Origin of the sequence: Celeribacter baekdonensis (assembly GCF_900102315.1) — a bacterium.
In the GTDB taxonomy this organism is placed as follows: Bacteria; Pseudomonadota; Alphaproteobacteria; order Rhodobacterales; family Rhodobacteraceae; genus Celeribacter; species Celeribacter baekdonensis.
This window is the reverse complement of sequence record NZ_FNBL01000001.1, coordinates 793,447-815,864: the sequence shown is the minus strand read 5'-3', so window position 1 is coordinate 815,864 and position 22,418 is coordinate 793,447. Positions and strand designations below refer to the sequence as shown.

Here is a 22,418-nt window from a genome sequence, read left to right as displayed (position 1 = left end):
GCACGACGCCATTTTTCGCGTCAGGTTTCTACGAATGTAGGCGTTAATCCCCTTCAGGTCGCAGAATCCGGCTTGGAGTCAGCGCTTTACGAGGGGCGCACTTGCTCGCGAAAATCAAAAAACCTTCTTTTTTCGCAATATGTTAGCTTCCAAATGGGGCTTTTTAAGACCTCGCCACTGCGGTATGTTCTTCATATGTTCCACCAGTTGGTGGCCATCCAATACCAGAAACCGAAATGCACGCGGCTTACGCGAACGATACCGCTCGCCCAGGAGATTGATATGCAGACCCAGCACCCCGAAACTGATTGGCGCCCCGTCGTGTTTGACGCTCTAGTTCGATTCTGTGCGGCCGCACATACGCCTGAAGAGGAAAACGGCAGCGAGGGCGGTGTGGCTGGCGTCTCGGCTCCGTCCGCGTCGGGCGCACTGGATTTCCGTAACCTTGCGGGAGAGGATCTGCCTTTAACCCAGGTTGCCGCACTTTGCCTCGTTGCAAAAGCCTGTGTTCAGTCCGGGGATATCGCCGACATCTGGCAGCGAGGCGCCACGACGATCGTGCATACATCGTTGGACGCCCATCGCGTCTCGTGGTCGTGGAAACGCCTCCTACCAGATCACTTTGAGTTCAGCTGGGACACCAGGAGCGAACCGCACCATGTACTCCGAATGATACGAGCCTCAAATCTGGACCCGCGCCGCGCGTCGTTCGAGCATGGCCTCGTAGACGCGATGACACGCAATGACGACCCCATCGTCTTTCTGACATCGTCGCTCGACGATCTGCATCCCGCAGTCGCAATGTTTGACGCCAATGTTGTGTCTATCGGGGGTATTGAACGCGAGGTTCTGCCCGTTCTATTTGCGATTAGGTACCCAGAGTTGACCGATGGGCAGATCGAAGAATTGGCATCTCGAGTACCAGACCTGAGCGCTGTGCCCCCGGGTGACATAGACTGCGTGGTCCTCGCTTTTCGCCAGAGCGATCCCAACGTCGTACCGATGATGATCGCTCGATACGTGGAGCAGAGCTTGGATGAAGAGGCTTCGACCGAACCAAAACTTTGGCGCCCCAGTTCTGTCGTGCCGCTGAATGACCTGGTTGGTCTCGGCGCCGCTAAGGTCGCAGCGCAAGACGCGCTGGGAGCACTTCGCGATTGGCAGGCGGGACTGCTTTCGTGGAACGCCGTACCACGTGGCCTACTCATTGCCGGGCCCGCAGGGACAGGCAAAACAGAGCTGGCGCGGTCTCTCGCCGGCGAAGCTGGCGTTCACTTGGTGGTCGCCAGCTACAATCAGTGGCAAAAAGCCGGGTCTTTAAGTCACTTTCTGACCGCGATGGAGAAGAGTTTCGACGAAGCCAAGCGCGAGGCACCGTCCATTCTCTTCATCGATGAAGTCGATTCCTTCTATACGCGAACGGATCTTAGTGGGGACGGGCGCAATGACTCTTATGACGTCAAAGCCATCGCAGCATTGCTAGAGAAGCTTGACGGGATCTCCGACCGTGAAGGGGTGATCGTCGTTGGAGCTTGCAATCATTTGAAATTCGTCGACCCAGCGATCCGTCGCGCTGGGCGGTTTGATGTGGTGGTCGAGATCGGCCTTCCCACCTTCGAGGATCTTGAGGTCATCCTTGGACAACACCTTGGAGGCATTGCATCGGGGATTGATCTGACTGCATGCGCCGCGGCGGCACTTGGGCGAACAGGGGCAGATTGTGCCGCCGCAGTTCGCCTGGCTGGCGCAACTGCGCGGCGGGGTAACCGTGCGATGACAACTGATGATGTCCTCGCGGCACTTGAAGGTGATGCGCCTAAGATGTCGGATGAAGAATGGCTTCGGCTCGCAGTCCATGAATGCGGGCACGCGATCGTCGCGACTGCGCTGACTGCCGGGTCGATAGAGTATGCCCGCATTGGCAGTTCGGGTGGCGAGTGTAAGGTTGCCGTCACGAGAGTCCTGCAGACAGAGAACGACCTTCACCTCTCTCGGTGCGTCGCGCTGGCGGGGCGGGAAGCCGAGCGTCTGCTCTATGGGTCCATTGTAGTTGGGTCGGGAGGGGTGGTCGATAGCGATATTGCGAAGGCAACTCGTTCGGCGTCTAATCAGATTTGCTCATTTGGAATGGGTAGTCTCGGACCGATCTGGCTGGCACCAGCAGGCTCTCCATCATCGGTGCGCGAAGCTGTTTCCGGCCACTTGCCAGAGGTCGCAGAACTCCTCCAGAGCGCAGAGACCACGGCCAGAAACCTCCTCGTTGAACACCGGGATGTATTGGTCGAGATGGCCAGCTACCTCGCCCAGACAAAGGTACTCTATGGGGATGACCTTGATCGGTACCTGGCGAGAGTTCCCGTTCAGGAAAGGGGTACGTCAGCCATGCGGTAATGAGCTGGCCATGTTAAACACAGGATGTCATCAGGGCTGCGAGCAGGCCATCGATCCCTGATGACATCCAACTCGATCAATCTTACCCTCGCCCCATGAGAACAACATGGCCAGATCATCAGCGCCATCGCATGGACGCACATCGCGCGCCGAAGTTGGAGAAGGCGCACAGCCATATGCCATGCGATAAGGCTGTGCGCCTCTGTGTTCGGTCGTCGGCGCCACGCGCCCGCATAGTGGACCTGGTCAAGTCTCAACAGCAGTATGTCAGCATAGTAGGCACTGCATGTTGAAGAGCGTTTCCCCACAGGCCACTCGTGAGCATTGGAAACTGCTCAGCACGGGCCTCCCGGAGGGGGGAATCGATTCGTTATTCGTCACGGAAATCGAGTGTGTTGAGCGCATGGAGGCCCTCCTGTGGCCCGAAGGACGGGACTGCCCGAGGTGTCGGAGTAAAAAATTTTGGCTGATCAAAGAGCGTAATTTGTATGAATGCGCCCATTGCAGCCATCAATTTTCGCAATGGTCATCAACGCCTATGGCGAGGCGAAAAGTGGGTCTGAAATCATGTATGCTGGGGGCGGAGTTCCTCATCGTGACCATGGCTGCAGGGCGCACGGAAATCCAAACGGTACAGAGGTTCGGAAAGGTAACGAAGCTCTCCTACGGTCCCGCACGCAACCACGGTCCTCAATGCTTAGGGAGCTCTCAAAGCTGTATGGTGGCTTTTGGGGGGGCATGGTTTGTGTGAACGAAATGGACATTACACACTATCTGGAGGATCGGCTGGACGATCTCAGAGCACACTACGGTTTTGACGAAGACTAGATTTGGTCGATCCGGAAACAGTCCAACCTGAGCGAAGTGTATAAATTCCGACATCCTGAAGCGCTTACGGCCCTGTGAAAGCTGCAGGCCAGCCCCTACTTGATTTCCAGAAGGAGGTTGTTTGCGAAAACCGAGGACGTCACATGCGAAACGAAGGAACGGAGCCCTAAAAAAGATTGCGAAAAACGAACTTGCAGAGTTTTTCGCTTTTACCATTTAAATCAATGCCTTGAAGGCTCCCTTCGGGCATGCTTATCAAACAGGCGGCAGCCAGCTCTATGGCCTGCGGCGTCGCACGAAAGGTCGAAAGGAGATCAATACAGCGAGATGTAGGAGGCCCCCGCCCTCGCAAGACGGTGGCCTCCAGAGACAGGATCAAAGCCCGGTCAGTACATACGGGTAAGATAGCCTCGGATGTCCGTGATTTCAACGGATGAATGGTCTGTCGCCGATCCTCTCTGAAGCCCGGCACTTCTGCTGGGGATCGCTCATACACACAGCATTCATGAGCTTGGTCAGCAGACAAGACCGACATCAACATTCCTGGAACATCCAATGCGCTCCGTCAGGGCGTAGCCGGAGACATCTGTCCGCAGCATTCTAGCTGCCTGATTTTCTACCGCCACGGGTTCCGGACAACAGCGAGCCACGGACAGACCGTCCAACGCTCGGGATACGAACAAAGAATCCGGCAACGCCCCACTTGGGAAGCTGCTGGCAGCTGAGAGGCGATAAAATGACCCGCAAGAAGCGAAACTATTCCGACCATATCGAAATGGTCAAAGACAACGACACGTGGCTCTACGCCCCCAAGACGCTCCCCAAAATGGATGAGATCGAATTGGGGGAAATCCATGATGTCCTGCCGTTTGATGGGGTGCGCAATCCGAGCTCCCGAAGCAACAGCAGCCACAAGGTGTTCATCCCCTATCGCACGGAGGCGAACAACAACATGCCCAAGGTGGGGATTGCAGAAAGTGCCGCAGAAGCGGTGGTTTCTATGCAGTACCTTATGTCCCAAGATGTCTATGATTTGCATTTCCAGCCTGTCGAGGTCACCTACACCGACTCGGAAGGCAAACCCCGGGACTACACCCATGATTTGCTTGTGACATTCCGGTCCGGGCATCGGCGCCTCGTGTTTGTTCGCCATGAGGGCAGCCTTCAGAAGCCACATACCACGCGGGACATTCAGGAAGTGATCGCTGCAACCCCGGAGGATGCAGCTGATGATCTGATTGTCGTGAATGCTAACGATTACACGCGACAGCGTCGTGAGAACCTGTCCCGCATGTACCTTTTGTTCTTTGATGAGGATGAAGAGGCAGACACCCTCGTTCTGGAAACCGCCCGTCGGCTGCGGACTCTCTACTATATGCAGGATCTTTTTCCGCACGTGCCGATTTCGCAAGATCGCGCGTTTCAAGCTTGCTACCGACTGGTTGCACGTGGCCTGCTCCACGCGAACCTGGACCATGTTCTCTGGGAGTATTCGCAGATTGGGGTCGCGGCATGACCACGGCCCCACGCTACAATTTCCCGCCCGGTTCCGAAGTTTCTCTGTTGCATCGTCCTATGGTGGTCACGGGCACCACGGACGTCGGATATTCTATGGTTCGCCTCGAGGACGGTGTAGAAACTGTCGTTACATTTGCGCGCCTGGTTGAGTATCTCAAACTCCCTGGCGCAAGGATCAATGCCGCCCCGACCGCAACGAGCGATCGTCCCAATTTGCGTCTTGGCGGATATACCTCTGTCGAAGCTTTGCCCAATTCGCAACAGAGAGCTCAGGCGCGCTTCCACGCAGCCATGTGCGAAGCTGCGGATATCTATGTTGCTCTGCAGCAAGAGAAGGACGCTGCGTATAAGCCCTCCGGCCGCGCTTTGAACAAGGACCACGCCCGCGCGTTCATCGCGCAGCAAATGACGCTGCTTTTGGGTGAGTCAGTCCGGACCAACCCACTGCGCGGGGGCGGAAAGACCACCGGCTGGATCCTCTACAAAGGCCGAACAATCATGGATTACTACAATAGATTTAAGGCCTTACAAGAAGAGGAGGAGATTTCCGGGGGAGGCTCGGAGGGTGGTGGGGTCAGAGAAGCATTGGTGCCTCTCTGGCATGACCGTGGAAACCGAAAGCCGCGGCTGTGCCCACGGCTTCGAGAGCTGATGACTGAGGCCTGGGAACGTATTGGCCTGGATGCGAAAAAAACCGGCGTTTCAAACGTCCTGGACCTGTTGCAAACACTGATCCACCAGGAGAACGAAGTCCGAACTATCAACGACTTGCCCGAGTTGATCGTGCCCGCGGCAAAGTCGCTGGCGCGGCACCGCGATATGCTCCTCACGCCTACAGAATACATGATTGCAACCGAAGGCATGCGGGAGACCAAACGGAAAAGAGGAAGAGGGAGCACAGATGTTCGCGCCCTGATGATCGGCGAGCTCTGCGGCATGGATGAGCAGAAATTCTCCATGGTAGCCGCGGCGAAACTCAAAGGCTTTTGGCATACCCTTTCACAAGATGAGAAGGACGCCTACGAGGCTGCAGATAAGTATATCCGCAAACGGCTGCACATTCTGATCCTCTTCGATGTTGCGAGTAGCATGCCACTCGCCTGGATTATTGCGGAGAACCCGAACGCGGAGGCGACCCTCGCACTCCTGCGCATGGCAACACGCGACAAGACCCGCGAGGAGCGCCGCTACGGCTGCATGAATAAAGCGGCACGGGGTTGTGGCATTCACTTTTTGCGCAACGACAACGGAACCGGACTTCGCAATGTACCGGTCATCAAAGCTCTGATGGGGATGGGCACCATTAATGGCATCACGCGAACTTACTCTCCGAAAGACCGGGCGCATGATGAACGTCTCTTTGGGACGCTCGAGTCACGGTTCTTCAAGGTAATGCCTGGCTACACCGGACGACGCCCTGGGGACATTCCGGGCTATGACGCCATCAAGAATGGGGTGGTCGACGTAGAGCTGCTCTATGGAATGCTTACTAGGTATCTGGTCGACGAATATCCTTTCGAGCGTAACTATGGCGTCGGCATGGGTGGTCGCCGTCCTCGCGATGTGTACGACGCGATCAATGTGGCTCGGAGGCAGGTGAGGATGCCGGATCCGAACACCCGGCGAATTCACCTTGGGTGGGAGGCCAGCACCACTCCCACTGATGACGGCGTCCGGGTGTTTGAGGGAATCTGGTTCAATTCCGACCAGCTCCAACACGCTCGGGAAAATAATCGCTTCAAGGGAAAGGTAAAAGTTTTCGTGGATCCGGATGACCTGAAGTTTGCCACGGTGCTGATGCCCGGAGAACCTGATCCCATCGAAGTCCACCTGCAGATGACAGTTTTCGCCGATATGACCCTCGGCGAAGTGTTGCAGCTCATGGCGGAGTACCGACGCGAGGAGCCTGAGGTTACCGAAATCTACCACGACCGCCTGATGGCCGTTAAAATGCGTCGCTTCGAGGACATCTCGTCGATCGGCGTCGAACACGAACTGCCGCGCAGCTACACTACCGTCGAAGAGTGCAAGGCGATGGCAAAAGTCGTATTCGCCGGTGCTCGGATGGCCCGGTCGGAAACGTTGGCTGGGACAACCGCTCCGGATGCAATCACCAGCCTCGGAAAAGATGCGACGGCGTTCAAGATCGGTGCAGGCGCGTCCGTTATCGATGGCGTCGCGAATGCGGAACCGGCTGCACCATTTGACGACCCCGGCAGTCACAGTTCTGACACAGGTTCCGACGAACGCCTCGCCTCGCCGGTAGATACCGATCACGTGGCCGCGCCTGCTGGTAAGGCGCCAGCCGTCCAGAAACCCGCCAAGCTCGCACGGCCCACCAATATCAAGGAGTTGAAGTGATGAGTTTCATCGATGGATGCGCTGTGAAGATGCTGACACCACTGCTGGCAGCTCGGTTCCCGTTCGGTCGGGCAGACCAACTGAGAGACGTGATGAAGTGGTGTGCAAGCGACTACTTCATCAAGGCATCCATCGGAGAGCGCTTCGAAGCGCGGGGCCTCGTTGTCATCGGGGAGTCGCGCCAAGGCAAATCCACCGAAATTCAAACGATGCTTAAGGCGTTCAACGATGGCACGACGATCATGCCGGATGGGCGTCCAGCAGTCATCGTTTCGTGTCTGCTATCCGGGAAGGTCACCTGGAAGGATCTCGGGATCGTAATTCTTGAGGAGCTGGGGTACCCTCTCAGGGGCCGACATTCGCAAGCCGAGATTTGGTCAAAGGTCCGCAAGTGTGCGGAGCTCCAAGGTGTTGTTGGTATTCACTTCGACGAATGTCAGCACGTTTTCACCGAGGACGATTCCGTCACCAATCAAAAGATGCTCGACAGCTTCAAGTCACTCCTCAAGGATCAGCATTGGCCGTTGATGTTGATCTTCTCCGGCATCCCCAGCCTTTCCATTCACATCAAGAAGGAGGAGCAGCTCGACAGGTTGCTTCGGACCGTGTCGTTCGAAGGGATCGACCTGACCCGAGAGGCAGACATGGAGGAGTTGCTGCAAGTCATCTTTAGCTACGCAGACAAGGCCGGTCTCGACGTTGATAGCTTCGCGACCGATGAGTTCCCTCATCGCCTCGCTTTTGCAGCATGCCAGCGTTGGGGGCTGGTGATCGAACTACTGATCGAGGCCTTCGGTCATGTTGCACATGAACCTGACAAAGTTTGCAGGATCGACCACTTCTCTGCTGCGTTCTCGAAAATTTCCGGACTGCCCCTTGGGTACTCGCCCTTCACGATGCCAGACTACCAAAGGCACTTCGATCAGTCGAAGTTGATGGAAGCCTATGAGAAGACACGATCAAAGAAAAAATCCAGAGCCAAGTCACCATAGCCAAACTGACTGAGCACCATCAGGGAAGAGCTAAGGTCCGCATATTGCGGGCCTTTTTTGTGTTCTGGTGTCCTCGAAGTGTGCATGGTTATGGTCCGAGCGTGCATGCAATTGCCATGCCTTGCCGAAAGAGCATCGATAAGTCTATATTATTCAGACACTTAACCCGAAGAGGCCGCACGCCGAATCATCCCAGCGTGCATTCATATGCTCAATCCTCATATTGTTGTTGGATTTTTGGGTAAGACGTCATCTCCGTCATTACTCATGGCAACGTATTGGGTTTTAAGGAGAGTTCTCCAGTCTTTTCCAGTCCGCACTGCCAAGCCATCAAGGCGCTGAGCGCAGGCTCTGTGTCGATCCGGTTCAGGTCAGGAAAAACTGCGAGAACATTGGTTCGGCGGCGGCGCCGATCACGCGGGCATTGCCGCCGATCTGGGCGGGCTCGATCCGGGGGGTGATCAGGCCGCGCAGATCGAGCGCCTGAAGTTCCGCGCGGGTTTCGGCCACAAGCCGCTCGCGCACATCGGCGGGAAAGGCCCCGTCGATCAGCACCGCTTCGAAATCAATCACGCTACAGACCGTGCGGCTGGCGGAGGCAAGGGCCTTGGCGGACTGGGTGATCCAGTCATCCAAATGCGCGCCAAAGCCGGCCCAATCTTGCGGCATGCGCCACATTGCGGCGGTGTCGCCCCCGGCCTTAAGCACCGCGGCCTCCAACAGATAGAGCGAGGCGGCGTCGATCAATTGCACCTCTTTGCCCTCGGCGGTGATATGGGGCAGGGAGCCAAAGGCCCCGGCATTGTGTTGCCGACCTTCGACGACTGAGGAGGCCATGACAATGCCGCCGCCGATGAAAGAGCCAATGAAGAAATAGGCATAGTCAGAAAAGGCCCGTCCTCGACCAAAGAAATGTTCGGCGCGACAGGCGGCAGTGGCGTCATTGTCAGTGTATTGCGGCAGGTCGGAAAAATTCGCGATCTCTGTCGCAAAGTCGATTTCGCGCCAAATGTTGAAATCCTCAGGCGCGCCCAAAGCATCGCTCCAGCGCCAGATTTCCGAAGGCGCGGCGACACCAATGCCACACAGGCGCTTGCGTTGATAGGGGGTGAGCCGCCCTGCGAGCGCCTCCATGCCCTCGCGCAAAAAGGTAAAGATTTGGTCGGGCATTGGATAACGATAGGTGATCAAGCGCTGTTCCAACACCCGGCCAGACAGGTCCATCACCGCCAAATCTGACGAGCGCCGCCCGATTTTAAGGCCAAAGGACAGCGCCCCGTCAGAGTCGATTTCCATCGGAATCGAGGGCTTTCCTACCTTGCCACGTTTGGGGGCACCGCGTTTGAGAAATCCCTCATTTTCAAGTTTTCTCAATATGTTAGAAACAGTTTGAGCGGAGAGGTCGGTGCGTTTGGCAAGCTCGCTTCCGGGCATGCCTCCATGACGTTGAATGAGCGAGAGGATCAATCTTTCGTTGATCTCACGCACGCCAATCTGATTGACGCCGGATCGAAGCTGGCGCACCTCAATATCATTCATCTGTCGTCCTCCCGTGGGTCATATTGTCGAACTCGCATTAATAAATCAAATGGATTTATTTATTGACGGGGCGTTAGGAATCATGTCTTTTCACCGTGAGCCGCTCGGAGGAAGTGGTGAGAGTGATGCGTGGCCCTGTAAAGGCAGCGCGACGATATTTTGGGAGGACGACCATGAAACAACTTCTGACTGGAAGCGCAATTGCGCTGGCTTTGACGGCATCCGGGGCCTTTGCTGAGGACATCAGTGCGTGCCTTGTGACCAAGACGGACACCAACCCTTTCTTTGTGAAAATGAAAGAGGGTGCAAGCGCACAAGCCGAGGCTTTGGGCATCAAACTCAACACCTATGCGGGTAAACTTGACGGCGATGTGGAAACACAAATCGCAGCCGTTGAATCTTGCATCGCAGGGGGCGCCAAAGGCATCCTGATCACCCCGTCTGACAGCCGCGCCTTGGCACCTGTCGTGACCCAGGCCCGTGAAGCAGGCGTACTGGTGATTGCGCTCGACACGCCGTTTGAGCCGACCGACACCGCAGATGCGACCTTTGCCACCGACAACTTTCTGGCTGGCGAATTGATTGGCCAATGGGCGGCGGCGAAAATGGGCGATACGTCTCAGGCGAAAATCGCGTTGTTGGATCTCAACCCCTCTGAAGTCTCCGTCGATTACCTGCGCAACAACGGGTTTTTGCAGGGCTTTGGCGTCGACATCAAAGATCCGAAAGACATCGGTGACGAAGACGATGCGCGCATCGTTGGCAATGACGTGACCAACGGCAACGAAGAGGGCGGTCGCACCGCGATGGAGAACCTGCTGCAAAAAGACAGCGGCGTGAACGTGGTTTACACCATCAACGAACCGGCCGCGGCTGGGGCCTATGAGGCGCTCAAATCCATGGGTCTTGAGTCTCAGGCCTTGATCGTGTCGGTCGACGGCGGTTGCCCCGGCGTGCAAAACGTCAAAGACGGCGTGATCGGCGCGACCTCCATGCAGTTCCCGCTGTTGATGGCCTCCAAAGGCATCGAAGCGATCAAAGCCTATGCGGACACCGGCGAAAAGCCGATGAACTCCGAAGGGCTCGATTTCTTCAACACAGGTGTTGAGCTTGTCACCGATCAACCGGTCGAAGGGATCCCGTCGATCACCTCCGAGGAAGCGCTCGGCAAGTGCTGGGGCTGACCTGATCCGCGCAGTTTCACCGGGAGAGGCGGCACGCCGCCTCTCCTCCCTCTTTTCGCCCTCCGACCTCGAAGGACAGGGAAATGAGTGACACCACCCCGGCCAAAAAAGGCCAAGACTTTGAACATGTTCTCGACAAGAGCGACCGCTCCGTCGCCTCGTTTGAGACGTCCCAGAGAAATATCATCGAACGGCTTCAGTCGGCTTTGCATGGCAATCCGACGCTGGTCCCAGTGATCGTTTTGGCCGCCGCCGTTGCTGTGTTCGGTCTGGTCGCAGGCGGTAAATTTTTCTCCGCCTTCAATCTGACATTGATCATGCAGCAGGTGTCGATCATCGGCATTCTCGCGGCCGCGCAATCCCTGATCATCCTCACCGCAGGTATTGACCTGTCGGTTGCGGCAATCATGGTTTTGATGGCGGTGATTGCGGGCAATTTGGCGGTGTATAACGGCGTACCTGCGCCCATCGCGCTCATCGTTGCTTTCGTCGGCGGGACCGTGGCGGGGCTGATCAACGGCTTCTTGGTCACCAAGGTCAAACTGCCGCCTTTCATCTCGACGCTGGGCACATGGTCGATCTTTTTCGCGCTCAACCTTTGGCTTTCGGGCGCGCAATCCATCCGCTCGCAAGACATCGACGCCAATGCGCCCTTGCTGAAATTCTTTGGCCAGACCATCGAGATGGGCGGCGCGCGCATCACCTATGGCTCGATCCTGATGGTGCTGGTCTTTGCCGTGCTGTGGTACATGCTCAACAAAACCGCTTGGGGGCGTCATGTTTACGCCGTGGGCGATGACAAAGAGGCGGCGGAACTGGCGGGCATTCGCACTGATCGCACGCTTCTGTCGGTCTATGCGCTTTCCGGTTTCGTCTGCGCCATCGCCGCTTGGGCCTCGATCGGTCGCGTTGGCTCGATCTCGCCGCAGGCCTTTTACGAGGGCAACCTGCAATCCATCACCGCTGTGGTGATCGGGGGCATCTCGCTCTTTGGCGGGCGCGGCTCGATCCTTGGCGCTCTGTTTGGTGCGCTCATCGTCGGCGTGTTCCAATCCGGGCTGCGTCTGGCCGGGGTGGATGTGCTCTGGCAGGTCTTTGCCATCGGTTGGCTCATCATCATCGCGGTCGCCATCGACCAATGGATCAGAAAGGCTTCGGCATGACACAGTCCAACACAACGCCCATTCTTTCGGCCCATGGCCTGACCAAACGCTATGGCCGCGTCACTGCCCTCGACACCTGTGATTTCGAACTCTATCCGGGCGAGATTCTGGCCGTGATCGGTGACAACGGTGCCGGCAAATCCTCCTTGATCAAAGCGCTCTCCGGCGCGGTCAAACCCGATGCGGGCACGATCAAGCTGGATGGCCAGGAGATCCATTTCCGTTCGCCGCTTGAGGCCCAGGACGCAGGCATCGCCACCGTTTACCAAACCCTCGCGCTCTCGCCCGCACTGTCCATCGTCGACAATATGTTCCTGGGGCGCGAGATTCGCAAACCCGGATTTGCGGGCAAGTTTCTACGGGCACTGGATCATGGCGCGATGCGTGATTTCGCCCGTGAAAAACTGTCCGAGCTGGGTCTGATGACGATCCAAAACATCGACCAACAGGTCGAAACCCTGTCGGGTGGTCAACGTCAGGGCGTCGCCGTGGCCCGCGCCGCGGCCTTTGGCTCAAAGGTGATCATTTTGGACGAACCGACAGCCGCCCTTGGTGTCAAAGAAAGCCGCCGGGTGTTGGAACTCATTCAGGATGTGCGCTCGCGTGGCATTCCGATCATTTTGATCTCGCACAACATGCCGCATGTGTTCGAAGTGGCGGACCGGATTCACATCCACCGCCTTGGTCGCAGGCTCTGTGTGATTGATCCGAAGCAATACACCATGTCCGATGCCGTGGCCTTTATGACCGGGGCAAAAGAGCCACCGGCAGAGGCCGCAGCCGCCTGATGGAAAGCCGCCTGAACGCTTTGGGCGCTAAAATTCGCGCTGCCGCAGAGGGGCGAACGCGGCTTTTGGTCGCCGTGGCCGGACCGCCCGGCGCGGGCAAATCGACGCTGGCCGAGGCGCTGGCCGACAAGATCGGACCAGAGGCGCAGGTCATTCCGATGGACGGGTTTCATCGCGACAATGAGTGGCTGATCCAACACGATCTTCTGGCGCGCAAAGGTGCGCCAGACACCTTTGATGCGGCGGCTTTTTTGAGCCTGATCAAACAGTTCGCCAAGGGCGAAAGCCCGCGCTTTCCGCTGTTTGACCGCGCCGGGGATTGCACCGTGCCCGAGGCGGGCGCACTGTCTGAGGCCACGCGTATCCTGTTGATCGAGGGCAATTACCTCTTGCTCGACCGCCCCATTTGGCGCGATCTCGCGGCGTTTTGGGATATGACCGTCTTTATCGACGTGCCAAAGGCGGAACTTGAACGCCGCCTGATTGCGCGCTGGATTGATCACGGGTTGGACCCGGATGCGGCGCGGGCGCGGGCGCAGAGCAATGATTTGATCAACGCCGACACGGTGATCGCGCAAAGCGCTCCGGCTGATTGGACGATATCAAACGGTTAAAGTCCACGCACCGCCTGCGGCAGGTCCGACCTCCGCCCACCATTGTCCAAATCCAACGCGCCAAACCACACCTCCCGCGCCCGTATCATCGGCAGGGCGCGCACGGTGGTCGCCGCCCTATCGGGCAGGGTCAGCGGCATGTCCCAATGCGCATCCGTGAGGTCACGCCAACAGACGTTCAAATGCACCTCAGAGTGATGAAACAGATGCCGCAAGGCCCGCGCCGGCAGGGTCGCGGCCAGATCCAAAGCGGGCATCTGGTGCTTTTCGTCATTGGGCGGGGTGTAGGCCACACCCTTGACCAATGCCTCAAGCCGCAGGGCCTGATGACGGGCGTGATAGCTGACATGGGCGATCACATGCCGCCGGGTCCAGCCGGGGCGCAATGCCGCCCCGTCCAGATCCGTGTCAGACAACTCATTGAGTTTGCGCGCAAAATAGGCGGTGCCACGGCGCGCCATCAACAGGTCTTCGGCGGGCGCAAGGGCGGCGTCATAGCGCGCGCCCTTGCCTTGGCGGGCCTTGAGCGCCGCGCGGGCGGCCTGATCGGTCTCGCCAAGCGCCATCAGCTTTGCCCCTCGACTTTCGTGCGCATGAATGAGAGCGCTTCCATGATCGGCGCGTCCGAGAAACGGAACAGATCGAATTGGCTCTCTGCCTGCAACGACCATTTGACCCAGCTTGGCACGACGAACATATCGCCGGTTTCAAGCGGGGTGGTCTCGCCGTTGAGCACCACCGAACCCGTGCCCTCGAACACTTGGAACACGCTCGATCCGACCTCTTGGCGTGGCGCGGTTTCAACGCCCGCGCGCAGACGGTGGAATTCGCAGCGGATCGTTGGCATCACATCATTGCCAGTGGTTGGATTGACGTAACGGATCGCGGCATGGCCTTGGGCGACGGTGGCGGGTTGGCCTTCGTCCTCCAACAAAAGCTGCTCGGTCAACGCCCGGTCGGTGAACTCCCACCGATAGGCCCCGATCGGCGAGGAGACGGTGTTTTGCAACTGCGACAATGGCCGCAGGCCCGGATGACACCAAAGCCGCTCGCCACGCGAAAAATTCGGCGTGGCGTAATCGGTCACCCGGTCTGATCCAAATTCAAAAAAGCCGACATCCATTTGCTGGCTGAACGGAATATCAAGCCCGTCAATCCACGCCATCGGTTTGTCCGTGTCATTGTGGTGACCGTGGAAATTCCAGCCGGGTGTCAGCAACAAATCGCCGCGCGACATCCGCACCGGATCGCCGTTGACCACGGTCCAAACACCTTCGCCCTCGACGACAAAGCGGAACGCGTTCTGAGAATGGCGGTGTTCAGGTGCGGTCTCTTTCGGGCCGAGATATTGGATCGCGGCCCACATGGTCGGTGTGACATAGGCGTTGGGCGCAAGGCCCGGATTGGCCAGCCCAAGGGCGCGGCGCTCGCCACCGCGACCCACCGGCACCAGTTCGCCGGATTTCTCTGCCAGGGGCAGCAGGGCCGACCATTTCCAAACATGCGGCACAGCCTTGGATTTCGGATGGATCGGCATCAGATCGCCAAGCTGGGTCCAAAGCGGGATCAGGCTTTCGGCCTCGAACCCTTTGTAAAGCGCGCGCAATTCCGGCGTGTCGTCGGGCTGCATCGCATGGTTTACACTGTCGTGATCAAGCTGTTCATTCATGGGAACCTCCTTGCGGGATGGGAACGCGTCAGGCCGCGTCCGGCTGTTGGGGCGGGGCCGCCTTGGCAAAGGCGGGGAGTTGGTCGAGGGCGGCATAAATGCGCGCAATCGTTGGCCAGGGATCAAGCGGGATGCCGAAGCGTGTGTTGTTCCAAACCTGCGCGTACAGGCACACGTCTGCCAAAGTGGGCGTGTCGCCGTGGCAATAGGTGCCGGTGTCTGCGCTATTCGTCAGCGCCGTTTCAAACGCATCAAAGGTGGTGGTGACCCAATGGGTGAACCAGTCTTTTTGTGCCTCTTCATCGGCACCGAATTGGTCGCGCAAGCGGAACAACACCCGCAGGTTGTTGAGCGGGTGGATTTCGCAGGCGATCATGTATGACAGCGCCCGCACCCGCGCCCGCCCATCCGCATCTTTCGGCAAAAGTGCGGGTTCGGGATGGGTCTCCTCCAGCCATTCGATGATGGCCAGAGATTGGGTCATAAACGTGCCGTCCTCGCGCTCCAAGGTTGGCACCAGCCCTTGCGGGTTTTTCGCCAAATACTCCGGCGTGCGGGTTTCCCCGTCGCGGAGCACATAGGGGATATAGTCAAAATCCACCCCCTTGAGGTTCAACGCGGCACGCAGCCGCGTTGAGGTGGAGGAGCGAAAGAAGTTGTGTAACTTCAAGGTCATGGCATTCGGCCCCGCTCAAGAATCTTTGGGGCCGATGGGGGTTTCGATCGACCCAAGGCCCTCGATCGACACCACACAGACATCCCCTTCGACAAGCGGGCCGACGCCCGCAGGCGTGCCGGTCATGATCAAATCGCCGGGGGCCAGCGCGATGGAATGGGACAGGATCGAAATGATCTCCGGCACCGACCAAATCAGCTCATTGAGATCGGCGTCTTGTTTGGTCTCGCCATTGACGGTGAGCTTGATCGAACCGCTGGACGGGTGGCCGACTTTGGCAACCGGGAACACCGGGCCGATCACGGCAGAGCGGTCAAAGGCCTTGCCCCAATCCCACGGACGGCCCTGTTCGCGGGCCACAAGTTGCAGATCGCGCCGGGTCAAATCGTTGCCCACCGCATAGCCCCAGACATGGGATAGGCTGTCCGCCTCGGTAATGTTTTTGCCGCCGCTGCCAATCACCACGACCAATTCGGCCTCATAGTGAAAGTTCTCGGTTTCGGGCGGATAGGCCACGGTCTCGCCGCTGTCCACAACCGCATCTGCCGGTTTGGTAAAGAAAAACGGCGGATCGCGATCCGGGTCTTTGCCCATCTCGCGGGCATGGGCAGCGTAGTTGCGACCGACGCAGAAAATGCGGCGCACGGGAAGACGGTCGTCGGTGCCATCAACTGCAATCGTGGCCTGCGGGGCCGGGGGGAAGACATAAGTCATCTGATCTGTCCTTTGTGTCTTTTCAGGGGAGGTTATTCGGCGGCCAGCGCGGTTTCATCGAGGCCGGTGGAGCCATAAATCCATGAGAGTTGGTCGTACCATTGTGCCGGAGACATGCCCTTCATCACATGGTTGCGCACGGCCGCCTTGGCGTCATCCGGGTGGTAGATATATTCACCGATCAGGCGGGAATTCATCTGAACCCGCGCGGTGCGCACACGGCGCATGTCTTGGTAGCGCTGAAGAGCGTTTTCAACATGGTCGCCATAGTTTTCAATGCAATGGGACAGGGCCACCGCGTCTTCCATCGCCATGCAGGCACCTTGGGCAAAATATTGCAGCATCGGATGCGCGGCATCACCCAGAAGAGCCACACGGTTCTCAACCCAGTTGGAAATCGGCTCGCGGTCGCACAGCACCCAAAGTTTCCAATCGTTGCCATGTTCGATGATCTGACGCGCTTTCGGGTGGATGTGTTCAAACCCTTGCGCGACCTCTTCTTTCGACACGGGGCGACCCGCGATGGCCTCTTTGACGTCGCGGTGATAGGTCACCACAAGGTTGAACATCTTCCAGCCCTTGAGTGGGTAATGGACGATGTGACATTTCGGACCAGCCCACAATGTGGCGGCGTTCCAACGCAGATCTTCGGGCATTTGCTCAGTGGGGATCACCGAGCGATAGGTGGTGTGGCCGGAAATCCGCGGCTCGCCATCACCGATCATCTGCGCGCGCACCGAAGAGCGCAGTCCCTCAGCCCCGATCAAAAACGAGCCTTTGATCGCATCGTGGTCTTTGAGTTTGAGCGTCACCGAGGTGCCGTCTTGGTCGTAGCCTTCGACAACATGGTTGGTGCGGATGTCGATCAGCGGGCTGTCTTCGCAATATTTCAACAACACCCCATGCAAATCGGCGCGGTGCACCACGGCGTAGGGGTTGCCAAAGCGTTCGCGAAACGGCGCGTCGAGCGGGATCGAGGTGATGTCCTCGGCGGTTTGCGCATCCATCAGGCGCAGGGCGTCGATATAAACCGCCTTGTCACGGGCCTCGTCGCCAATGCCGAGATAGTCAAAGCAATGAAAGGCGTTCGGGCCGATTTGGATGCCCGCGCCAATTTCGCCAAGCGCGGGCGCTTGTTCGACAACGATGGAGCGGTGACCTTTGCGGGCGAGGCCACAGGCGGCGGCAAGCCCCCCGATGCCCCCACCAGCGATGAGGATAGGAAGATCAGACATGAGGCGTCTCCTTTTTCGGAACTGAAAGCGTTTCGTGAAAAGCCTGGATCACAGATTTTCGCGAAACGCCGTGCAAGATTTAGATGTTGTGTGCGTTTCGCATCAAACTTGTGTCTCAAGTTTAACGCGAAACGCTTTAGCCGCCGATCAGGCGCGGAATGGTGAGGGTGAGGGCGGGGATCAGGATGATCAGCGCCACACGGATGACTTCAGAGCCAAGAAAGGGCATGACGCCGCGAAACACGGTCGACATCGGCGTGTCCTTGGCGAGAGAGGAGATGATGAACACGTTGAGGCCGACAGGCGGCGTGATCAGGCCAAGTTCGACGACGATCAGCGCCAGAATGCCGAACCAGATTTTCAAATCCTCGATGTCCATGCCAAAGGCGGCATCGGCGGCACTGATATATTCGCCGCCATTGAGCGCAATCAGCGTCGGCCAAAAGAACGGCACGACGACAAGGATCATCGCCAGACTTTCCATGAAACAACCAAGGATCACGAAGGCGATCAACATGATGACCAGCACCAACATCGGGTCCAAGCCAGATGTGGCGGCCCAGTCAGACAGCGCCTGCGGCAGGCCGGAGCGGGTGAAAAAGCCCTTGAGCACTTCAGCGCCAAACAGGATCAGATAGATCATGCCGGAGGTGATGGCCGTGGCCTGAACCGCGCGTCTGAGGCCTTTGAGGTTCAGCCCCTCACCGGTCAGCGCTCGTAGGACAAAGCCATAGGCGGCAATCATGAACACGCCGATGGAGGCGGCGGGTGTGGGGGTGAAGAGGCCAAACCCCAGCCCCAAAATGATCGCGCCGAAAATGGCGATGACCGGGAACAGGCGTTTGAGTGCGATGTTGCGTTCTGCGCGCGGCATCGGGCGCGGCTCGGGGGCCAGAGACGGGTTGATCCGCACCTGAATGGCAACCACGAGGATAAAGGACAGCACCGCCAAAAGGCCGGGGAGGACAGCGGCTTGGAACATTTTGAGGATCGACCCCTCAACGATGATCGCATAGATCACCAGCGCCACAGAGGGCGGGATCAAAATGCCCAATGTGCCGCCGGCCGCCAAAGCGCCCGCCGACAAACGGTCGGCATAGCCGAGTTTTTTCAACTCCGGCAGGGCGACTTTGCCCATGGTCGCCGCCGTCGCCAAGGACGATCCGCAGACCGCGCCAAAGCCACCACAGGCCGCAATCGCCGCCATGGCCACGCCGCCGCGCAGACGCGACAGCAGCGCCTCCAAGCCTTTGAACAGGTCAGAGGACAGCCGCGCTTCGGCGGCGATATAGCCCATGAGCACGAAAAGCGGGACGACCGAGAGGTCATAATTGGCCACGTTTTCCCAAAGCAAAGACTTGAATTGGCGAATATAGGGCACAAACCGCACATAAGGCACAGACAGAGACAGCGCATAGGTGCCGCCGACACCAACCAGGATCATCGCGATGCCCACAGGCATTCTCAGCATCAAAAGGGCGAACAGGACAACAAGGCCGACCACGCCGATGGTGATGGGATCAAGCATAGCGGGCATCTCCGAAAATTTGGCTCACAGAGACGATGGCCCAAAGGATCATCGAGGCGATGCCGGGGATATAGAATGGCCAGATCGGCCAGCCGAGCACCCCGGCCACCACCGCATCCGAGCGCGATTCCAACAGGCCGTTAATCATCCAATAGGCCAAAAACAGCGCCACACCGGCGGTGAGGGTCAGCCACATGTGATCGAGCAGACGCTTGACCGCCATCGGCGCATTGGACACGAAAAGATCGACTGCGACATGGCCGCGCGAGGCCTGCGTGTAAGGGAAAAACATCAAGGCCGCGCCGGAAATGGCGAGTTGAACAAAGTCTTCATAACCGGGCAGGCCAGAGACATTGACGCCAGCGGGCGCAAGGATGCGGTCGAGGATGAATGCGCCGGTGTTGGTGGTGGTGACCATGACGATGACAAAGAGGATCACGCCTCCAAGCATCGCAAAGATGTCAGCCAGACGCGTCACATGGGCGTGCATAGCAGGCCTCCCGGTTGGGTGGTGGTTTGGGGGTCGGTTCAGCGGGGGTATTGGGCGAACCAGCGCCCCCGCTTAGGTTTGGTTTATTGGGCTTCGGCTTTGGCCACAGCGGCACGGGCCGCGTCGACAAGCGCTGCGCCATCAATGCCTTTGCTGGAGACTTCGTCGATCCAGCGGGTCACGACGGTGTCATTGGCGGCGTCAAATTTCGCGCCCTCTTCGGCGGAGAACACGGTGCGGGTCACGCCCGCCGCGTCCAAGGCGGCAATGCCCTCGACTTCGAAATCCTCCCACATCTGGCCGATTTCTGCGGCGACATTGACGGTGGAGTTCGCGTCGATCACTGCCTTGAGATCATCCGGCAGCGCGTCATAGGCGTCCTGGTTCATCGCCACCATGAAAACGGCGGTGCCAAAGCGGTCGCCATTCGGCAATTCGGCAGTGTATTTTTCAAGTTCCTGCAATTTCAGCGCCGGTACGATTTCATAGGTGGTCAAGGCACCGTCGATCACACCTTTGGCCATGGCTTCCGGCACGGCAGGGACGGGCAGGCTGACGGGTTCTGCGCCCATGGCCTCAATCGTCCATGCGCCAGAACGACCCGGCGTGCGCAGTTTCATACCCGCGACGTCTTCGAATGTGGTGATCGGTTTGCTGGCGGAGTGGATCAGATTGCCGTCATTGGCGTGCAAAAACAGCACATGGATGTCCTTGAAATCCTCGGCCAACAGATCAAGCGAGGCATTGAGGGCGATGGTGGTGTCACGGGCAGAGCCTTTGTGAACGCGGGGCAATTCAAACACTTCGGTGCGCGGGAACACCCCCGGCGTGTAGCCCAACAGGGTCCAAACGATGTCGGCGGTGCCGTCGCGGACCTGACCGTACAACTCGCTGGGTTTGCCACCCATGGACATGGCCGGATAGATTTCAATGTCGATGCGACCGTCGCTTTCGGCTTCGATGGTCTGGGCCCAAGGTTCCAACATCACCTTATGGGCATTGGCCACCGGCGGCAGGAAATGGTGCATGATCAGCGTGACGTCCTGCGCCATGGCGGTGGTGGCCGACAGGATCGCGGCGGCCGTGAGTGTGCCGAGAATTTTGGCTTTAGAAAACATATGAGCTCCTCCGAATTTTATCTGGCGCACTCCCGTTGCGCAGATAGTGGGTATACTTACTATTGATCTGGGTCAAGTCTGTAAGCATACTTATTATTGACCTGCCTCAAGTCCCGTGGGCTATGGAGGAGGCATATGGTGGCAAAAATAATGATAAGAGGGCCGATGAAACTTGAGATCCACAACATGGCAGGACATTTGATTCGCCGGCTGAATCAGATCTCGATGTCGGTCTTTAATGAGCGGATGCGGGCCACGGGCCATGCGCTGACCTCGGTGCAATTCGCCGCGATGAATGCGCTGCACGCCAAACCCGGTCTGGATCAGGCCAGCCTTGCCGGGGTGATCGCTTATGACCGGGCGACCATCGGCGGCGTGGTGGACCGGCTGGAGGGCAAGGGGTTGGTCAAGCGGATCGTGAATGAGCGCGACCGCCGCGCCCGCACGATCACACTGACGCCAGAGGGGGAGCAGATTTTGCACGAGTTGATCCCGGTGGTGAAACGGTTTCAGGATGAGATCCTTTTGGGGCTGAACGAGGCGGAGCGGGCGGAGTTTTTGCGGCTTGCGGCCAAGGTTGCGGATGCCGGCAATCACCTCAGCCGCGCGCCGCTGATTCTTGATCGAAAGCCCTGATCTGATTTTTCTGCGCTGCCGCGTCTCGTCTGTTTTAAGGCCGAAAAAACCACACAGCCTGCGCGCCGTGTGGTTTTTTATTTGCCTTTTCAAATCGCGGCCTGCGATCTTACTCATGCTGCATCTGCGAGATAGATCATTCCATTAATTGTTCATTGACATAACAATTAAATCTTCGCATGGTTTGCTCAAATGGGAGGAGATCACATGAAGATCGAAGGGCATGTCGCCGTTGTGACGGGAGCTGCCAGCGGGCTTGGCTTTGCCACCGCCAAACGGCTTGCCGCGCTGGGTGCGAAAGTGGCGGTGTTGGACCTGTCACAAGAGGCCGCCGAACGTGCCGCCACCAAGATCGGTGGTGTGGGATTTGGCGTTGATGTCAGTGATGCTGCCGCTGTTGAGGCCGCGTTTGCCGAGATTGAAGACACCCTTGGCACCCCGCGCGTCACCGTGTCCTGCGCCGGGATCGGCACCGCCGCGCGCATCCTGCCGCGTGATGGCAGCCTGACGATTGATGCCTTTGCCAAGGCGCTGAACGTCAATCTTTTGGGCACTTACGCGGTGATGAACATTGCTGCGCGGGCCATGGCCAAAGCCGACGCGCTGGACGACGACGGCACCCGCGGCGTGATCATCAACACCTCTTCTGTCGCCTTTGAGGACGGTCAAATCGGCCAAGCGGCCTATTCTGCCTCCAAAGGTGGGGTGGCCTCGATGACCTTGCCCGCCGCGCGTGAACTCGCGCGTTTTGGCATCCGGGTCATGGCGATTGCGCCGGGGCTGTTTGAAACCGCAATGAGCGCGGGTCTGCCCGAAGAGATCAAAGCCGACATTCTCAAATCCGTGCCGTTCCCGTCGCGCATGGGCCATGCGGATGAGTATGCGCAGCTTGTGCAGTCGATTGTGGAGAACCCGATGCTCAATGGCACAGTGATCCGACTGGATGCCGCCGCGCGAATGCCGATCAAATAACC

General features: G+C 58.2%; 20 protein-coding genes. 11 read left to right on the top strand and 9 right to left on the bottom strand.

All coding sequences use genetic code 11. The features are described from left to right. Positions 1–282 precede the first annotated feature (282 nt). The 5 genes from BLT54_RS04080 to BLT54_RS04060 all read left to right on the top strand — a co-directional run bounded on the left by BLT54_RS04080 (position 283) and on the right by BLT54_RS04060 (position 8,090). Entirely contained in the window at positions 283–2,391 is a 2,109-nt protein-coding gene (locus BLT54_RS04080) for an AAA family ATPase (RefSeq protein WP_176832819.1), read from the top strand. A 286-nt stretch (positions 2,392–2,677) separates the two neighbouring features. After that, the gene (locus tag BLT54_RS23080) at positions 2,678–3,142 is read left to right on the top strand and encodes a transposase (RefSeq protein ID WP_074641273.1); all 465 of its coding nucleotides are present in this window, start codon (positions 2,678–2,680) and stop codon (positions 3,140–3,142) included. Between the two features lie 813 nt (positions 3,143–3,955). After that, the gene (locus BLT54_RS04070; protein ID WP_074641271.1) at positions 3,956–4,735 is read left to right on the top strand and encodes a hypothetical protein; all 780 of its coding nucleotides are present in this window, start codon (positions 3,956–3,958) and stop codon (positions 4,733–4,735) included. After that, on the top strand, positions 4,732–7,098 hold the full coding sequence (locus tag BLT54_RS04065; protein WP_074641268.1) for a hypothetical protein: 2,367 nt from the start codon (positions 4,732–4,734) through the stop codon (positions 7,096–7,098). Before BLT54_RS04070 ends, BLT54_RS04065 begins: the two co-directional genes overlap by 4 nt. Then, the gene (locus tag BLT54_RS04060) at positions 7,098–8,090 is read left to right on the top strand and encodes an ATP-binding protein (protein WP_083351675.1); all 993 of its coding nucleotides are present in this window, start codon (positions 7,098–7,100) and stop codon (positions 8,088–8,090) included. Before BLT54_RS04065 ends, BLT54_RS04060 begins: the two co-directional genes overlap by 1 nt. Positions 8,091–8,456: 366 nt before the next feature. Here BLT54_RS04060 and BLT54_RS04055 read toward each other — a convergent pair whose 3' ends face one another. Beyond that, on the bottom strand, positions 8,457–9,629 hold the full coding sequence (locus BLT54_RS04055) for an ROK family transcriptional regulator (RefSeq protein WP_074641263.1): 1,173 nt from the start codon (positions 9,627–9,629) through the stop codon (positions 8,457–8,459). A gap of 173 nt (positions 9,630–9,802) precedes the next feature. On the opposite strand from BLT54_RS04055, the gene BLT54_RS04050 reads away from it, so the two are divergent. From BLT54_RS04050 to BLT54_RS04035, 4 genes are all read left to right on the top strand, one after another. Further along, positions 9,803–10,813, top strand: coding sequence for a sugar ABC transporter substrate-binding protein (locus BLT54_RS04050; RefSeq protein WP_074641261.1), 1,011 nt, complete (start codon positions 9,803–9,805; stop codon positions 10,811–10,813). Between the two features lie 83 nt (positions 10,814–10,896). Further along, positions 10,897–11,976 carry an ABC transporter permease gene (locus BLT54_RS04045; protein WP_074641259.1) on the top strand — a complete coding sequence of 360 codons (1,080 nt, stop codon included), beginning with the start codon at positions 10,897–10,899 and terminating at the stop codon, positions 11,974–11,976. After that, positions 11,973–12,764, top strand: coding sequence for an ATP-binding cassette domain-containing protein (locus tag BLT54_RS04040; protein WP_218129361.1), 792 nt, complete (start codon positions 11,973–11,975; stop codon positions 12,762–12,764). The genes BLT54_RS04045 and BLT54_RS04040 overlap by 4 nt, the downstream gene beginning before the upstream one ends. Continuing rightward, the gene (locus BLT54_RS04035) at positions 12,764–13,378 is read left to right on the top strand and encodes a nucleoside/nucleotide kinase family protein (protein ID WP_074641253.1); all 615 of its coding nucleotides are present in this window, start codon (positions 12,764–12,766) and stop codon (positions 13,376–13,378) included. The genes BLT54_RS04040 and BLT54_RS04035 overlap by 1 nt, the downstream gene beginning before the upstream one ends. On the opposite strand, the gene BLT54_RS04030 is transcribed toward BLT54_RS04035, so the two are convergent. The 8 genes from BLT54_RS04030 to BLT54_RS03995 form a co-directional block, all read right to left on the bottom strand. Further along, on the bottom strand, positions 13,375–13,944 hold the full coding sequence (locus BLT54_RS04030; protein ID WP_074641250.1) for a maleylpyruvate isomerase N-terminal domain-containing protein: 570 nt from the start codon (positions 13,942–13,944) through the stop codon (positions 13,375–13,377). The two genes, BLT54_RS04035 and BLT54_RS04030, sit on opposite strands and share 4 nt — an antisense overlap. Beyond that, on the bottom strand, positions 13,944–15,047 hold the full coding sequence (locus BLT54_RS04025; RefSeq protein ID WP_074641248.1) for a cupin domain-containing protein: 1,104 nt from the start codon (positions 15,045–15,047) through the stop codon (positions 13,944–13,946). The genes BLT54_RS04030 and BLT54_RS04025 overlap by 1 nt, the downstream gene beginning before the upstream one ends. A gap of 28 nt (positions 15,048–15,075) precedes the next feature. Beyond that, a complete protein-coding gene (gene maiA / locus BLT54_RS04020) occupies positions 15,076–15,723 on the bottom strand; it encodes a maleylacetoacetate isomerase (RefSeq protein WP_074641245.1) in 648 nt (215 codons plus the stop codon). A 15-nt stretch (positions 15,724–15,738) separates the two neighbouring features. Next, on the bottom strand, positions 15,739–16,437 hold the full coding sequence (locus tag BLT54_RS04015; RefSeq protein WP_074641243.1) for a fumarylacetoacetate hydrolase family protein: 699 nt from the start codon (positions 16,435–16,437) through the stop codon (positions 15,739–15,741). A 32-nt stretch (positions 16,438–16,469) separates the two neighbouring features. Beyond that, positions 16,470–17,672 carry a 3-hydroxybenzoate 6-monooxygenase gene (locus BLT54_RS04010; RefSeq protein WP_074641240.1) on the bottom strand — a complete coding sequence of 401 codons (1,203 nt, stop codon included), beginning with the start codon at positions 17,670–17,672 and terminating at the stop codon, positions 16,470–16,472. 136 nt (positions 17,673–17,808) lie between these two features. Continuing rightward, positions 17,809–19,200 (bottom strand): TRAP transporter large permease, encoded by a 1,392-nt coding sequence (locus BLT54_RS04005; protein ID WP_074641237.1) that lies wholly within the window; start codon positions 19,198–19,200, stop codon positions 17,809–17,811. After that, positions 19,193–19,690, bottom strand: coding sequence for a TRAP transporter small permease (locus BLT54_RS04000; protein WP_074641235.1), 498 nt, complete (start codon positions 19,688–19,690; stop codon positions 19,193–19,195). Before BLT54_RS04000 ends, BLT54_RS04005 begins: the two co-directional genes overlap by 8 nt. Positions 19,691–19,773: 83 nt before the next feature. Further along, complete coding sequence (locus BLT54_RS03995; RefSeq protein ID WP_074641233.1) at positions 19,774–20,808, bottom strand: TRAP transporter substrate-binding protein; 1,035 nt, start codon at positions 20,806–20,808, stop codon at positions 19,774–19,776. A gap of 165 nt (positions 20,809–20,973) precedes the next feature. Between BLT54_RS03995 and BLT54_RS03990 the strand changes: the two genes are divergently transcribed. Beyond that, positions 20,974–21,444 (top strand): MarR family winged helix-turn-helix transcriptional regulator, encoded by a 471-nt coding sequence (locus tag BLT54_RS03990; protein ID WP_074641230.1) that lies wholly within the window; start codon positions 20,974–20,976, stop codon positions 21,442–21,444. Between the two features lie 207 nt (positions 21,445–21,651). After that, on the top strand, positions 21,652–22,416 hold the full coding sequence (locus BLT54_RS03985; protein ID WP_074641227.1) for an SDR family NAD(P)-dependent oxidoreductase: 765 nt from the start codon (positions 21,652–21,654) through the stop codon (positions 22,414–22,416). Positions 22,417–22,418: the final 2 nt, after the last annotated feature.